Source organism: Cupriavidus oxalaticus (assembly GCF_038900635.1).
GTDB lineage: Bacteria > Pseudomonadota > Gammaproteobacteria > Burkholderiales > Burkholderiaceae > Cupriavidus > Cupriavidus oxalaticus_B.
Genome location: NZ_JAYMRX010000002.1, coordinates 195085 through 208958 on the forward strand (window position 1 = coordinate 195085; position 13874 = coordinate 208958).

A 13874-nucleotide genomic window follows, 5' to 3' on the forward strand; every position below is an offset into this window, starting at 1 on the left:
GAATCATGGCTATCCGACCGGCCAGCGGTTCCATCGCCGGTCTTCATTGCCCGCGGAAATGCAGCGGGCCTCTCACGATAGTCATGTCCGAGTCTGATTCAGCCAAACTCGCTGCGGTGGCGTGGATCCGCGAGCAAATGGACCGTCATGCGCTGACGCTTGACGACCTGGTCGCCGCGGGATGCTTCGACAAGGTCCCGGCGCCCGCCGTGGAATCCTCTCGCAAGGCCGCGCCCGAGACCGGCGCCAATGTAGCCAGCGCCAAGGCCAACGGCGCACCGCGTCCGCTCTACCGCAATGCCATGGGGCAGAGCTGGGACGGCGAGGGCGAATACCCCGACTGGCTGCAGCGCGCGGTCAATGCGGGGCAATCGATCGAGTTCTTCCGCGTCGAATAAGCCGCACGCGCGGTGCCGGGGGCTGTGTGGTGGCCAACGGGTAGCAGTCAGAGTGCTATCAGGCGGCCGCCAGGCGCGGCGTGGCGCTTCAGCAGCGCGTGGCGAACGGCAGCAGCAGATCGTTGAATGCCGCCGGTGTCGCCATCGGGGCCATATGCGCCCAGTGGGCCATCACCTCGGGGGGCAGTTCCGGCAGTTCGCCTGCCGCGGCGGCGGGCTGCGCCGGCAGCGTTGCAGTGTCGTCGTCCGATGGCTGCGGCGACCCGGCGTCCTGCCATTGCAGCGGCACGCCTTGTCCGCCGGGTTCCGCCATGACCTGCACGGCGCCGCCGAGGCAACTGCCTGCGCTGCCGCCGCCCAGTGCGGCCTCGGCTTCCATCTTGGCCGCTGCATGCCGTTCCGGGAGCGACATCCCGGCGGCCTGCACCGTGCTGCAGACGGTCGTCACGGCCGCGGCGGCACCGGACACGGGCAGCGCGAGCAGGGCAAGCGACAGCAGCAGGGAATTCGGCAGGCGCCTCAGGCGCGGCAGGCGTTTCATCAGGCGGGCGAAGGCTAGGGGGCGGAAAGCAGACAGGAAAGCGCGCGGCGCGCGGGGGAACCATCGGCCAGGCCGGCGGTCACCGCGCATTTTACTGGCTTTTACCCGCAAAAAGCCGTCTTTGCGATGACATTTCTGAAATCTTTGCCCATTTCCGGCCATCCTCGGCTAGCGTTACGCCATGGCGGCACTGGTGCCGCCGGAAAGTGACTGACACATGCGTATCCTGATTGTCGAGGACGAACCCAAGGCGGGGGACTACCTGCTCAAGGGCCTCACCGAATCCGGCTTCGTGGTGGACCTGGCGCGCGACGGCGTCGACGGCCTGGCCCATGCGCGCGAGCACCCCTACGACCTGATCGTGCTGGACGTGATGCTGCCGAACCTGGACGGCTGGCAGGTGCTGCGCGAGCTGCGCCGCGAGCGCGACACGCCGGTGCTGTTCCTGACCGCGCGCGACGAGCTGTCCGACCGCCTCAAGGGCCTGGAGCTTGGTGCGGACGACTATATGGTCAAGCCGTTCGCCTTCGCGGAGCTGGTGCTGCGCATCCGCACCATCCTGCGCCGCGGGCCGCTGCGCGAGAGCGAATTCATTGAAGTGGCCGACCTGCAGATCGATGCCATCCGCCGCCGCGTGGTGCGCGCGGGCCAGAAGATCGACCTGACTTCCAAGGAATTTGCGCTGCTGTACCTGCTGGCGCGCCGCCGCGGCGAGGTGCTGTCGCGCTCGCTGATCGCGTCCCAGGTGTGGGACGTCAACTTCGACAGCAACACCAATGTGGTCGACGTATCGATCCGGCGCCTGCGCGCCAAGGTCGACGACCCGTTTCCGCGCAAGCTGATCCATACCCGGCGCGGCATGGGCTATGTCCTGGATGATGGCGAGGACAGCGATGGCTTCGGGCCTGCCGCGGCATGATGCGGCTGCCGTCGTCCCTGACCACGCGGCTGGCGCTGGCATACGGCCTGGCCACGGCCGCGATCCTGGTCAGCGTGGCTGCCTACCTGTCCAGCGCGCTGTCGGCGCAGCTGGAGGGCCGCGATGAAAGCGAGCTGGTCGGCGAGGTGCTGCTGGTGCGCCACCTGCTGCGCGAAGTGCGCAGCGAGGCTGAGATCCGCGCCGATACACACCGGTTCGCCGATATCGCCATGGGCCATGAAGGGCTGATCCTGGTGGTGCGCTCGCGGCAGGGCGAGCCGCTGGTCACGCTCAATCCGCGCAACGAGACCGTGCCGCCGCTGCGCGTGCTGCCGGCCGGCACGCAGCCCGAGAAGGACATGCTGCAGACCTGGCATCCGCGCAACGGCGTGGCCTCGCGCGGCATTGCCGCGCTTGGCCAGCTCGGCGATTCCGACAAGGCGGTCGAGATCGTGGTGCTGCGCGATGCCGGCTACCGCGTGGCGCTGATCCGCGAATACCGCTACCGGCTGCTGTGGGCGACGCTGTGCGGCGCGGCAGTGGCGGCCGGGCTCGGTTTCGTGCTGGCGCGGCGCGGGCTGCGGCCGCTGCGACGCATGGCAACCGACGCGGCCGCGGTGACTACCAGCCGGCTCGCCACGCGGCTCGATGTGGGCAGTGCGCCCGCCGAGCTGCGCGAGCTGGCGGCCGCGCTCAACGACATGCTGGCGCGGCTGCAGGACAGCTTCTCGCGGCTGTCAGAGTTCTCGGCCGACCTGGCGCACGATTTCCGCACGCCGATCAGCAACCTGATCGGCCAGACCCAGGTGACGCTGGCGCAAAGCCGCGGCGCGGCGGAATACGAGACGCTGCTCGAATCGAACCTGGAAGAGTACGAACGGCTGGCGCGCATGATCGAGAACATGCTGTTCCTCGCGCGCGCCGACCATGCGCAGGTGGCGCTGGGCGTGCGCACGCTGGACGCGCGTGAAGAACTCGACAAGATGGCCGAGTATTTCGAGGCGGTCGCGGCCGACCGCGACGTCACGCTGGCGGTTGGCGGTCACGCGCTGGTGCAGGCCGACCAGACGCTGCTGCGGCGCGCGGTCACCAACCTGCTCGACAACGCGCTGCGACACGCGCCCGAGGGAACCACGGTGCGGCTGGATGCCACGCGCGTGCCCGCGCCGGGCGGGGCGGCCAACACCTGCATCCGCGTCAGCAACGCGGGACCGGCGATCCCGCCGGACACCCTGCCGCATATCTTTGGCCGCTTCTACCGCGCGGACCCGTCGCGCCGCAATTCCGCCACCTCGACCGGCCTCGGGCTGGCAATCGTCGACACCATCATGCGATTGCACGGCGGCAGCGTGACCGTGCGCAGCGTCGACGGCGAAACGGTGTTCTCGCTGCAATTTCCGGCCGAAACCTCGGCCGCCGCGGTGCAGGCTCCCGCCACGGTGGCCTGAACCGGCCCGCCGCGGGCCCGCCGCGCTTGCATGTGCCCGGCACGCGCGCATAATGGCGCGCGTGCCGGCAGCGGCAACTCCGGCCGGCGCATCCATACGCAACCAGGATCACAACCCACAAGGAGAGTGACATGCAGGTGCAACCCTATCTGGATTTTGGCGGCCGCTTCGACGAAGCCGTGGCGTTCTACGGCAAGGTGCTGGGCGCGCAGGTGACATTCGCGATGCGCTACAAGGAGGCGCCGCCGGACCAGGGCATGCAGATCCCGGAAGACTGGAAGGACAAGGTGATGCACGCCAATATCCAGTTCGGCGAGACCCAGCTGATGGCGTCCGACGGCCGCCCCGGCGAGCGGCCGGCCTTCAGCGGCTTCAGCCTGTCGGTCGGCGCGGTCAGCAAGGAAGAGGGCGAGCGCATCTTCAACGGGCTGGCCGAAGGCGGGCAGGTGGTGGTGCCGTACCAGAAGACGTTCTGGGCCGAAGGCTTCGGCATGCTGGTTGACCGCTTCGGCATGTCGTGGATGGTCAATTGCGAGCACTGAGAGCCCGCTTGACTCTGTAGCCGCTACAGGGTCTTCAATGTCATCAGGTCAAACCACGCGAACAACAAGAGATGGCTCGCACGTCACCTGAAGACGCACTGCCCCGGGATCATGCGCGCCCGGGGCACGATCACTCCGGACACCGCCATGAGCATGGGCGCGATCACGCCCATGATCACGATCATGGCGACGCTCATGCCCACGATCACGATCACGGTCCTTCGCAGGCCGCTGCGGCCGCCGCGGCGCACGCCTGCTGCGGCGGTGGCTGCTCGTCGACGATTGCCCTGACGCCGGCCACGCCGGCCACGCCGGCCGAGCCGGTAGAGGTGCCGGCCGGCGCCCGCACGGCCGCCTATCGCATCGACGCGATGGACTGCCCCACCGAGGAAACGCTGATCCGCAACAAGCTGGGCAATATGGCCGGCGTGGCGGCGCTGGAGTTCAACCTGATCCAGCGGGTGCTGACGGTCCACCATACGCTGCCGTCGCCCGAGCCGGTGGTCGCTGCCATCCGCGGCCTGGGCATGCAGGCGGTGCCGCTGGATGCCGAAGCCGCGCAGCAGGTGCTGCCCGAGACCACCGCGCGCAAGCCGTGGTGGCCGCTGGCGCTGGCGGGCGTGGCCGCGGTCGGCGCGGAAGCGACCGAATGGCTGGCGCTCGGCCTGCCGTGGCTGCCGGCCGCGCTGGCCCTGTCGGCGGTGGCGCTGGGCGGCCTGACCACTTACCGCAAGGGCTGGATCGCGCTGCGCAACGGCAACCTGAATATCAATGCGTTGATGAGCATCGCCGTTACCGGCGCGCTGCTGCTGCGCCTATGGCCCGAAGCGGCGATGGTGATGGTGCTGTTCGCGCTGGCCGAGCGCATCGAAGCCGCCTCGCTGGACCGCGCCCGCAATGCAATCCGCGGGCTGATGGCGATGGCGCCGGAGCAGGCGACGGTGCGCCGCGACGACGGCAGCTGGGAAGCCGTCTCGGCGGCCAGCGTCGCCGTCGGCGCGCTGGTGCGGCTGCGCCCCGGCGAGCGCGTGGCGCTGGACGGCACGGTCGTGCGCGGCCAGTCGGCGCTGGACCAGGCGCCCATCACCGGCGAAAGCGTGCCGGTCGACAAGGCCGAGGGCGATCCGCTCTTCGCCGGCTCGATCAACCAGTCGGGCGAGCTGGAATACACCGTGACCGCACCGGCCGGCGACTCCACGCTGGCGCGCATCATCCACGCGGTCGAAGCCGCGCAGGGCAGCCGCGCGCCGACGCAGCGCTTCGTCGACCAGTTCTCGCGCATCTACACCCCCACGGTCTTCGCGATTGCCGTGGCGGTGGCGGTGGTGCCGCCGCTGCTGGCCGGCGGCGGCTGGGCCGACTGGATCTACAAGGCGCTGGTGCTGCTGGTGATCGCTTGCCCGTGCGCGCTGGTGATCTCCACGCCGGTGACCATCGTCAGCGGCCTGGCCGCGGCAGCGCGCCGGGGCATCCTGGTCAAGGGCGGGGTCTACCTGGAGCAGGGCCGGCACCTGGCCTGGGTGGCGCTGGACAAGACCGGCACGATCACGCACGGCAAGCCGGTGCAGACCGGCCATGCGCTGCTGGCCGACGCGCCGCCGCAGGCGCGCGCCATTGCCGCCAGCCTGGCGGCGCGCTCGGACCACCCGGTGTCGCGCGCGGTGGCAGCCGCGGCGGCGGGCGAGGGCATTGCGACGCTGCCGGTGGACGATTTCGAGGCGCTGGCGGGGCGCGGCACGCGCGGCACGGTGCAGGGCGTGGAATACCGGCTCGGCAACCACCGGCTGGTGCATGACCTCGGCGCCTGCTCGCCGGCGCTGGAGGCGCGGCTGGAAGCGATCGAGCGCGAAGGCAAGACCGTGGTGCTGCTGGCGCGCGTCGAAGGCAATGGTGCCGCCACCGCGCTGGCGCTCTTCGCGGTGGCCGACACGGTACGCCAGACCAGCCGGCAGGCGATTGCCGAACTGCATGCGCTAGGCGTGAAGACGCTGATGCTGTCGGGCGACAATCCGCATACCGCGCAGGCCATCGCGGCCGAGGTCGGTATCGACGAGGCGCGCGGCAACCAGTTGCCGCAGGACAAGGCCGACGGCATCGCCGCGCTGGCCGACGCCGCGCATGCGCGCGGCGGCCGCATCGGCATGGTCGGCGACGGCATCAACGATGCGCCGGCGCTGGCGCGCGCCGATATCGGCTTCGCCATGGGCGCGGCCGGCACGGACACCGCCATCGAGACCGCCGACGTGGCGCTGATGGACGACGATCTGCGCAAGATCCCGGATTTCGTCCGGCTGTCGCGCCGCACCTCGCGCATCCTGGTGCAGAACATCACGCTGGCGCTGGGCATCAAGGCGGTGTTCCTGGCGCTGACGGTGATGGGGCTGGGGACGATGTGGATGGCGGTGTTCGCCGATATGGGAGCGAGCCTGCTGGTGGTGTTCAATGGGCTGCGGGTGGGATCGCGGCGCGAAGCGTAACCACTGCTGACGGTCTGCTCCCCTCTCCCGCTTGCGGGAGAGGGGCCGGGGGTGAGGGCAGGCGCATGGCAAGCACGACAAGCTTGCACTTCGTGGATACTCTTGCCCTCACCCCCACCCCTCTCCCGCGGGCGGGAGAGGGGAGCCTGCTACATACGATGTTGGCTACGGTTCAGCGCGATACAACCTGCGGCTGAATAATCAACTCCCCGCTCCGCCCCGGAATCTCCCCCCACGTGACCGGCAACTGCGGCAACCCGGTTCGCTCCAGCCCGCGATACCACGCCGCCATCGACACCAGTTCGTGCCCCTGCTCGCGCCACCCCGCCAGCAGCCGCTCGAATACCGGCGCCAGCTTGCCGCCTTCCAGTTCGGTATGCAGCGTAAAGACATGGTCGCCCGGGCCTGCGGTCAGCTGCAGCAGCGCGGTATGGACATTGTCTTCGGTCAGCCCGTCGGTGCCGATCAGTTCGTCCAGCGTCGGCAGCGTGGTCGGCATCTGCACGTGCCGGCACGGCACGCCGTCGATGGTGGGGATATAAGGCGCCGTGCCGCGCCCGTCCGACGCATAGGCCATGCCCCAGTCGTCGATCTGGCGGAACGCATCCTCGTTCATCTGCCAGCCCGCCGCGCCATGCGTCGGCGGCGCTTCGCCGAAGATCTCGGTGTAGCGCGCAAACGCCTGCTGCATCTGGCGACGGGTCCAGACCGCGTCGCGCTCGCGCACGTTGTCCTGCCAGTAGACGTGGTCCCAGGTGTGGATGCCGCACTCGTGGCCGGCGGCGCGGGCCGCGCGCATTTCCGCCGCGCCCTTGCGCCCGATGTCCGGGCCCGGCAGCAGCACGCCGTACATCAGCGTGCGCAAGCCGTAGTTCGAAACCACCGAGGTGCGCGACACCTTCTTCAGGAAGCCCGGCCGGAACACGCGCCGCAGCGCCCAGCCGGTATGGTCGGGCCCGAGGCTGAACAGGAACGTGGCCTGTGCCTGCGCGGCGTCCAGCATCGACAACAGCTTCGGCACGCCTTCGCGCGTGCCGCGCAGCGTGTCGACGTCGACCTTCAGGGCAATGCGTGCCATCTGCGGTGCGCGCTCAGTTGGCCGAGTCGACCAGCGTGCGGGCTTCGACCACCTTGCAGCGATACGCCTCGAAGATGCGGCGCAGCGACTGCTCCATGCTGACCTCGGGCTTCCAGCCCAGCTCTTCGATGGTGTTGTCGATCTTCGGCACGCGGTGCTGCACGTCCTGGTAGCCCTTGCCGTAGAAGTCGCCCGACGAGGTTTCGACGATCTGCGTCTTGCGCGCTTCGTCGGCGTACTCGGGATAGTCTCCCGCCATCTTCAGCATCATCTCGGCCAGTTCGCGCACCGAATGGATATTGGCCGGATTGCCGATATTGAAGATCTTGCCGCTGGCGATGCCGTTGGGGTTTTCGATGATGCGCATCAGTGCGCTGATGCCGTCGGAGATATCGGCAAACGCGCGCTGCTGCGCGCCGCCGTCGACCAGCTTGATCGGCTCGCCGCGCACGATATGGCCGAGGAACTGCGTCACCACGCGCGACGAGCCTTCCTTCGATTCGAAGATCGAGTCCAGGCCCGCGCCGATCCAGTTGAAGGGCCGGAACAGCGTGTAGTTCAGCCCTTGCTCCATGCCATAGGCGTGGATCACGCGGTCCATCAGCTGCTTGGAGCAGGCGTAGATCCAGCGCGGCTTGTTGATCGGGCCGTAGACCAGCGGCGAGGCTTCGGGGTCGAACTCCTCGTCGCTGCACATGCCGTAGACCTCCGAGGTCGACGGGAACACCAGGTGCTTGCCGTACTTGACCGCGGCGCGCACGATCGGCAGGTTGGCCTCGAAATCCAGCTCGAACACGCGCAGCGGCTGGCGCACGTAGGTGGCCGGCGTGGCGATGGCGACCAGCGGCAGCACCACGTCGCACTTGCGGATGTTGTACTCGATCCACTCCTTGTTGATGGTGATGTCACCTTCGAAGAAGTGCATGCGCGGGTGGTCGACCAGATCGCCCAGGCGGTCCGTGTTCATGTCCATGCCGTAGACCTCCCACGGCGTGGTTTCCAGGATGCGGCGCGTCAGGTGATGGCCGATGAAGCCGTTGACGCCGAGAATCAGGACCTTTTTCATCGGTTTTCCTCGTTGCTTTGTTTTCTGAGAATATGGGAAAAGGCATCGGGCGTGACCGGCGCCCCGTCATGCGCCAGCAATTCGGTCACGAGCACCGCGCCGCCATCTCCGCACAGGCCAAGGAGCCTGCCGTCATGCGCATGCAGGCCGGGTGGCAAGCCGGCGGCGGCGCTGCCGGGCTGGAGGCGGCGCGCTCGCGCCACGATAAAGCGCTGTCCGGCTACCTCGGTGAACGCGCCGGGGTAGGGCGGCGCGACCGCGCGGATCAGGTTGTAGACGCTGGCAGCCGGCTGGTTCCAGTCGATGCGGCCATCTTCCGGCTTGCGCCCGGAGAAATAGCTGCCTTCCGCAAGCCGGTTGGGCCGCTGCGGCGTCTGCCCGGCGATCATCGCCGGCAACGCACGCCACAGGGTCTGCTCGGCGGCCACCGTGACCTTTTCAAAGACTTCGCCGGCGGTGTCGTCCGGCAGGATCGGCACGGCAGTCTGGTCGACGATATAGCCGGCGTCGGGCCTGGCCTCCATGGCATGCAGCGTGGCGCCGGTTTCGGTCTCGCCGTGCAGCACTGCCCAGTTCACCGGCACGCGGCCGCGGTACTTCGGCAGCAGCGAGCCGTGCATGTTGAAGGCGCCGCCAGGGGCCAGCGCCAGCACTGCCGCCGGAATCATCGCGCGGTAGTAGAAGGAAAAGATCACGTCCGGACGCGCATCGCGCACTGCCTGCGCGATCGCGGGATCGGCGGGATCCTCGCCGTAGATAAAGGGAAGGTCCAGCTCAGCGGCGGTATCCGCAACCCGCCGGAACCAGATGTTCTCGTCGGGACGGTCGCGGTGCGTGATGACCAGCGCCACTTCCACGCCGCGCGCATGCAGCACGCGCAGGCAGCGGTCGCCGACATTGTGGTAGCCGAAGACGACGGCGCGCATCATGGCTCCAGGCCCGTGCGGACCGGTGTGGCGTGCACAGGGTCAGCCTTTTCCAGCACCGCCTGGATACGGTAGCGCGGGCGGCCGCGCACTTCCTGGTAGATGCGGCCGACGTACTCGCCCAGCAGGCCCACGCCGAACAGCAGGATGCCGATCAGGAAGAAGTTCATGGCGAACAGCGTGAACACACCCTGTACTTCCGAGCCCAGCACAAAGCGGCGCAGCAGCAGCATCACGAACAGCACCCCGGAGAACAGCGACAGGATCGTGCCGATTGCCGAGAACCACTGCAGCGGCACGATCGAGAAGCCGGTCACCAGGTCGAAGTTCAGGCGGATCAGCTGGTACAGCGAATACTTCGATTCACCCGCATGGCGCTGTTCGTGGCCGACCTCGATCTCGATGGGATTCGACGCGAAGGTGTAGGCCAGCGCGGGGATAAAGGTGTTGACCTCGCGGCAGGCGTTGATGGTGTCGATCACGTTGCGGTCATAGGCGCGCAGCATGCAGCCCTGGTCCGTCATGCGGATCTTGGTGATGCGCTCGCGCAGCCGGTTCATCGCGCGCGACGCGTAGCGGCGGAACGCGGTGTCGTTGCGCTGGCGGCGGATGGTGCCGACGTAGTCGTGGCCCGCGCGCATCGCTTCAACCAGGCGCGGGATTTCTTCCGGCGGGTTCTGCAGGTCGGCGTCGAGGGTGATCACGATCTTGCCGCGGGTATGCTCGAAGCCCGCCAGGATCGCCATATGCTGGCCGAAGTTGCCGTTGAACAGCACCACCCGGGTCACGTCCGGGCGCTTGTGGAACTGCGCGGCCAGCAGCGCCGCCGAGCGATCAGTGCTGCCGTCGTTGATGAAGATGATCTCGTATGAGTCGCCAAGGCCATCCAGCGCCGGATAGAGGCGGTCGAACAGGGCTTGCAGCCCGTCTTCTTCGTTGTAGACCGGGATGACTACCGAAACCTCGACCGGGCTCATTTGGAGAGACGTTTGCATGTTTCGCTGAGGGTTGCACAGACCCGCTCGACGTCGGCGGCTTGCATCGCGGGGAAAAGCGGCAGCGTGACGATGCCGCGCCCGATGCGTTCGGCATGCGGCAGCATGCCCTCGCGCCAGCCGAGCGAGCGGTAGTAGGAAAAAAGATGGATGGGCGGGTAGTGCACGCCGGTGCCGATGCCACGCTCGCGCAGGGCTTCCATGACCTGCTGGCGCGCCTGCGCCGGACCGCCCTGCAGGCGCCCGGTCGGCAGCACCACCTGGAACATGTGCCAGTTGGTGGTGGCCGCCTGCGCATCGAGCGGCTGCGGTAGTTCGATGCCCAGCCCGGCGAGGCCGTGGTCGGCGGCGCAGCGGAAGTAGGCCTCGGCCAGTTCGGCGCGGCGCGCGGTAATGGTGTCGAGCTTGCCGAGCTGGGCCAGGCCCACGGCGGCATTGACGTCGGTGAGGTTGAACTTGCCGCCGGGTTCTTCCACGTCCATGCCGTCCATGCCGGTGCGGATCACGCCCTGCAGCCGCAGTCGTTCGGCGCGCACCGCTTCTTCCGGCGTGTTCATCACCAGGCAGCCGCCCTCGATGGTGGTGATGTTCTTGTTGGCCTGGAAGCTGAAGCTGACCAGGTCGCCGAAGGCACCGATGCGCCGGCCCTGCCAGCGCGAGTCGATGGCCTGCGCGGCGTCTTCGATCACGCGCAGGCCATGTTTCGAGGCAATGGCGTAGAGCCGGTCCATGTCGACCGGCAGGCCCGACAGGTACACCGGCATGATCGCGCGCGTGCGCGGCGTGATCGCCGCCTCGACCGCGTCCAGGTCCAGGTTACGCGTGCGCGGGTCGATGTCGACGAACACCGGGCGCGCGCCGACCGCGATCACCACGTTGGCGGTGGCGACCCAGGTGATCGGCGTGGTGATGACTTCATCGCCGGGGCCGATATCCGCAATGCGCAGCGCGATTTCCATCGTCGCCGAGCCGTTGGCGAAGGTGCGCACCGGGCGTCCGCCGAACAAGTCCGACAGCGCGGCCTCGAAGGCCTGCATTTTCGGCCCGGAGGTGATCCAGCCGGACGCCAGCACCTTGCCGACGTCGGCAATGGCGGCGGCATCGATCTCAGGCCGGACAAAGGGCAGGAAGTCGGAAGCAGGAGCGGTCATGGTCTAAAAAACGACAATCGACGAAAAATCGGCGAAAAATCCGTAAAGAATCGGTCCCGGTCGGCGAGGTGGGGCAGGCAAGCAGGGCGGCCCGCTCAGGATCGGGCGATCAGGAAGACGCCAGCCAGTATCAGCAGGATGCCGGCCACGCGCAAGGGGCCGATCATCTCGCCGAACAGCCACCAGGCAGCGAGCGCGTTGACCACGTAGCCGAGCGACAGCATCGGGTAGGCGACCGACACGTCCACGCGCGACAGCCCCACGATCCACACGCCGACGCTGACCACGTACAGCGTCAGGCCGGCCAGCACCGGCCATTGCGTCAGCACGCGCAGTGCCGTGACGAGCAGCGTGCCGCGATCCAGCGTGATTGCGCCGATGGCGTTGACGCCGGCCTTGAGCAGCAATTGGGCGGCCGCATTGAGCAGCACGCCGGTAACGATAAACAGGAAAGTCGAAAGCGTCATGGCGCCGGGTCGTGCAGGGTTACTGTCCTTGGGATGGCGCGCGCGGGCCTTCGCCCGGCAGTGCAAAGTTGGCGACCGCCACGCGCCGGCGGTCGCCGGCGATCCGGTGCATCGGCACGCCGCGCGCCGCCAGCATCTTGTAGGTTTCGGGCATCATGATCGCCACGGCGCGCTGGCCGTCCTGCCAGCGCGAGATAAAGCCGTCGATGGTCGGGATCCACTTGTGCGGCTCCTGCCCGATGCCGAATTCCAGCTCGTCCCGATGCGCGACCATGATGGCGGTGCGGCGCAGGTAGAACGGCAGCGTATGGTCCAGCATGCCCACGCTGTACAGCGGCATCTGCGGCGTCAGCACCGCATTGATCGCCGGCACCAGGTCCGCGCCGGAACTGGGCCGTCCCATCGCCTCGTGGCCACGCAGCGCCACCGTGCAGCAGGCGAACATCGCCAGCGCGTACACCACGATGCTCGGGAATACGCCGCGCGTACGCAGCAGCCGCCGCGCAGCCACGGCCCCGGCCAGCATGATGGCAAAGGCAATGGCGATCCACAGGGTGAATTCGCGGTACACGGCATTGGGCGTGCTCGGCTTGTCCAGCATGGCAACGAAGGGGCACGCCAGCAGCCCGATCACGCTCAGCGCAATCACGGCGTTGACCTGCCAGCGCCACGCGCGTTCCGTGACCGTATCCAGCGCCACGCCTGCCAGCAGCGCCAGCGCCGGGAAGATCGGCACGATATAGCCCGGCAGCTTGGAACCCGACAGGCTGAAGAACACGAAGATCGCCACCGCCCACAGCGCCGCCAGCAGCGCGGGCTGGAAAGGCCGCGGCGAAGTGCCGCGCGCGACGCCGGCGCGCTCGCGCACCGCCTGCCACATCTGTGGCGCCAGCCCCAGCCAGGGCAGGAATCCGGCCAGCAACAGCGGCACGAAGAACCAGATCGCGCCGTCGCGCTGGTGGACATGCGAGGTATAGCGCTGCCAGTGCTCGTGGATAAAGAAGAAGTGCGGGAATTCAGGGTTGCGCACCGACACCAGCCAGAACCACGGCACGGTGACCGCAAGCAGCACCGCCGTGCCGGCCAGCAGATGGAGCCTGCGCCACAGGCCAAGATCGCGCGTGGCGAGGGTATAGACCACCAGCACCAGCCCGGGCAGCGCCAGCCCGACCAGTCCCTTGACCAGCACCGCCACGCCCATGGCGGCCCAGCATGCGAGCATCCAGTTGCGGCGCGCTGCCGGCGTGGCGTCCGGGTGCTGCGCGATCATCATGCAGGCCAGCACGCACGCCATCGCGCCGGCCAGGGTCATGTCCAGGGAATTGAAGTGCCCGGCGACATTCCACATCGGCGCCGCCAGCAGCGCCAGCCCGGCCAGCAGCGCCACGCGCTGCCCATACCACCGCGCCGCGGCCAGCATGGTCACGCTCAGGCCAAGCAGGCCGGACAACGCCACGCACAGGCGCGCCTGCCAGTCGCCGACGCCGAACAGCGTATAGGCCAGCGTGGTCACCCACAGGTGGAAGGGCGGCTTCTCGAAGTACTTGAATTCGTGGTAGCGGATCGTCACCCAGTCCCCGGTGACAAACATCTCGCGCGCGATTTCGGCGTAGCGGCCCTCGTCGGAGCGCAGCAGGTGGCGCATGTCGAGCGTGCCGAACCAGACCAGCAGGATGGCGAGGCTGACCAGCAAGACAGCACTGGTGGTGGTGGCACCAACGGACAGCCCGGCATACCGCGAGGTCGATGAACTACGCATAGAACTCCTGGAAAAACGACGGATTGGGATGGTCTTGCGTGGGTGCGCGACGACGGTAAGCCATCACAACGCATCGCGCCGTCATTTGGTGGACAGCCAGCCGGCTG

The 13874-nt window shown here is 68.1% G+C and carries 13 protein-coding genes; 5 read left to right on the forward strand and 8 right to left on the reverse strand.

All coding sequences use genetic code 11. From position 1 onward, the window contains the following. The first annotated feature begins 83 nt into the window (after nt 1-83). Nucleotides 84-398, forward strand: a complete 315-nt coding sequence (locus VSR71_RS05075; protein WP_342912826.1) for an H-NS family nucleoid-associated regulatory protein — start codon at nt 84-86, stop codon at nt 396-398. An 88-nt stretch (nt 399-486) separates the two neighbouring features. On the opposite strand, the gene VSR71_RS05080 is transcribed toward VSR71_RS05075, so the two are convergent. Further along, nucleotides 487-939 (reverse strand): hypothetical protein, encoded by a 453-nt coding sequence (locus VSR71_RS05080; protein WP_342912827.1) that lies wholly within the window; start codon nt 937-939, stop codon nt 487-489. 217 nt (nt 940-1156) lie between these two features. On the opposite strand from VSR71_RS05080, the gene VSR71_RS05085 reads away from it, so the two are divergent. From VSR71_RS05085 to VSR71_RS05100, 4 genes are all read left to right on the forward strand, one after another. Continuing rightward, nucleotides 1157-1858 carry a heavy metal response regulator transcription factor gene (locus tag VSR71_RS05085; RefSeq protein ID WP_209754424.1) on the forward strand — a complete coding sequence of 234 codons (702 nt, stop codon included), beginning with the start codon at nt 1157-1159 and terminating at the stop codon, nt 1856-1858. Further along, nucleotides 1855-3306, forward strand: a complete 1452-nt coding sequence (locus tag VSR71_RS05090; RefSeq protein ID WP_342912828.1) for a heavy metal sensor histidine kinase — start codon at nt 1855-1857, stop codon at nt 3304-3306. Before VSR71_RS05085 ends, VSR71_RS05090 begins: the two co-directional genes overlap by 4 nt. Nucleotides 3307-3437: 131 nt before the next feature. Next, nucleotides 3438-3848 (forward strand): VOC family protein, encoded by a 411-nt coding sequence (locus VSR71_RS05095; RefSeq protein ID WP_063240632.1) that lies wholly within the window; start codon nt 3438-3440, stop codon nt 3846-3848. 71 nt (nt 3849-3919) lie between these two features. Then, on the forward strand, nt 3920-6325 hold the full coding sequence (locus VSR71_RS05100) for a heavy metal translocating P-type ATPase (RefSeq protein ID WP_342912829.1): 2406 nt from the start codon (nt 3920-3922) through the stop codon (nt 6323-6325). A 172-nt stretch (nt 6326-6497) separates the two neighbouring features. Here VSR71_RS05100 and VSR71_RS05105 read toward each other — a convergent pair whose 3' ends face one another. The 7 genes from VSR71_RS05105 to VSR71_RS05135 form a co-directional block, all read right to left on the reverse strand. Continuing rightward, nucleotides 6498-7403, reverse strand: coding sequence for a polysaccharide deacetylase family protein (locus tag VSR71_RS05105; RefSeq protein WP_342912830.1), 906 nt, complete (start codon nt 7401-7403; stop codon nt 6498-6500). Between the two features lie 13 nt (nt 7404-7416). Beyond that, the gene (locus VSR71_RS05110; protein WP_342912831.1) at nt 7417-8469 is read right to left on the reverse strand and encodes a bifunctional UDP-4-keto-pentose/UDP-xylose synthase; all 1053 of its coding nucleotides are present in this window, start codon (nt 8467-8469) and stop codon (nt 7417-7419) included. After that, the gene (locus tag VSR71_RS05115; RefSeq protein ID WP_342913124.1) at nt 8466-9395 is read right to left on the reverse strand and encodes a formyltransferase; all 930 of its coding nucleotides are present in this window, start codon (nt 9393-9395) and stop codon (nt 8466-8468) included. The genes VSR71_RS05110 and VSR71_RS05115 overlap by 4 nt, the downstream gene beginning before the upstream one ends. Then, nucleotides 9395-10390, reverse strand: coding sequence for a glycosyltransferase (locus VSR71_RS05120; protein WP_342912832.1), 996 nt, complete (start codon nt 10388-10390; stop codon nt 9395-9397). Before VSR71_RS05120 ends, VSR71_RS05115 begins: the two co-directional genes overlap by 1 nt. Next, on the reverse strand, nt 10369-11541 hold the full coding sequence (locus VSR71_RS05125) for a DegT/DnrJ/EryC1/StrS aminotransferase family protein (protein WP_342912833.1): 1173 nt from the start codon (nt 11539-11541) through the stop codon (nt 10369-10371). Before VSR71_RS05125 ends, VSR71_RS05120 begins: the two co-directional genes overlap by 22 nt. A gap of 95 nt (nt 11542-11636) precedes the next feature. Beyond that, a complete protein-coding gene (locus VSR71_RS05130) occupies nt 11637-12008 on the reverse strand; it encodes an EamA family transporter (protein WP_029049238.1) in 372 nt (123 codons plus the stop codon). A 19-nt stretch (nt 12009-12027) separates the two neighbouring features. Next, complete coding sequence (locus tag VSR71_RS05135; protein ID WP_342912834.1) at nt 12028-13767, reverse strand: glycosyltransferase family 39 protein; 1740 nt, start codon at nt 13765-13767, stop codon at nt 12028-12030. Nucleotides 13768-13874: the final 107 nt, after the last annotated feature.

What these genes read in the sequence shown, in the direction of transcription:
- VSR71_RS05075 (WP_342912826.1), top strand. Translation starts at nt 84, where the DNA reads ATGTCCGAGTCTGATTCAGCCAAACTCGCTGCGGTGGCGTGGATCCGC.
- VSR71_RS05080 (WP_342912827.1), bottom strand. Translation starts at nt 939, where the DNA reads ATGAAACGCCTGCCGCGCCTGAGGCGCCTGCCGAATTCCCTGCTGCTG.
- VSR71_RS05085 (WP_209754424.1), top strand. Translation starts at nt 1,157, where the DNA reads ATGCGTATCCTGATTGTCGAGGACGAACCCAAGGCGGGGGACTACCTG.
- VSR71_RS05090 (WP_342912828.1), top strand. Translation starts at nt 1,855, where the DNA reads ATGATGCGGCTGCCGTCGTCCCTGACCACGCGGCTGGCGCTGGCATAC.
- VSR71_RS05095 (WP_063240632.1), top strand. Translation starts at nt 3,438, where the DNA reads ATGCAGGTGCAACCCTATCTGGATTTTGGCGGCCGCTTCGACGAAGCC.
- VSR71_RS05100 (WP_342912829.1), top strand. Translation starts at nt 3,920, where the DNA reads ATGGCTCGCACGTCACCTGAAGACGCACTGCCCCGGGATCATGCGCGC.
- VSR71_RS05105 (WP_342912830.1), bottom strand. Translation starts at nt 7,403, where the DNA reads ATGGCACGCATTGCCCTGAAGGTCGACGTCGACACGCTGCGCGGCACG.
- VSR71_RS05110 (WP_342912831.1), bottom strand. Translation starts at nt 8,469, where the DNA reads ATGAAAAAGGTCCTGATTCTCGGCGTCAACGGCTTCATCGGCCATCAC.
- VSR71_RS05115 (WP_342913124.1), bottom strand. Translation starts at nt 9,395, where the DNA reads ATGCGCGCCGTCGTCTTCGGCTACCACAATGTCGGCGACCGCTGCCTG.
- VSR71_RS05120 (WP_342912832.1), bottom strand. Translation starts at nt 10,390, where the DNA reads ATGCAAACGTCTCTCCAAATGAGCCCGGTCGAGGTTTCGGTAGTCATC.
- VSR71_RS05125 (WP_342912833.1), bottom strand. Translation starts at nt 11,541, where the DNA reads ATGACCGCTCCTGCTTCCGACTTCCTGCCCTTTGTCCGGCCTGAGATC.
- VSR71_RS05130 (WP_029049238.1), bottom strand. Translation starts at nt 12,008, where the DNA reads ATGACGCTTTCGACTTTCCTGTTTATCGTTACCGGCGTGCTGCTCAAT.
- VSR71_RS05135 (WP_342912834.1), bottom strand. Translation starts at nt 13,767, where the DNA reads ATGCGTAGTTCATCGACCTCGCGGTATGCCGGGCTGTCCGTTGGTGCC.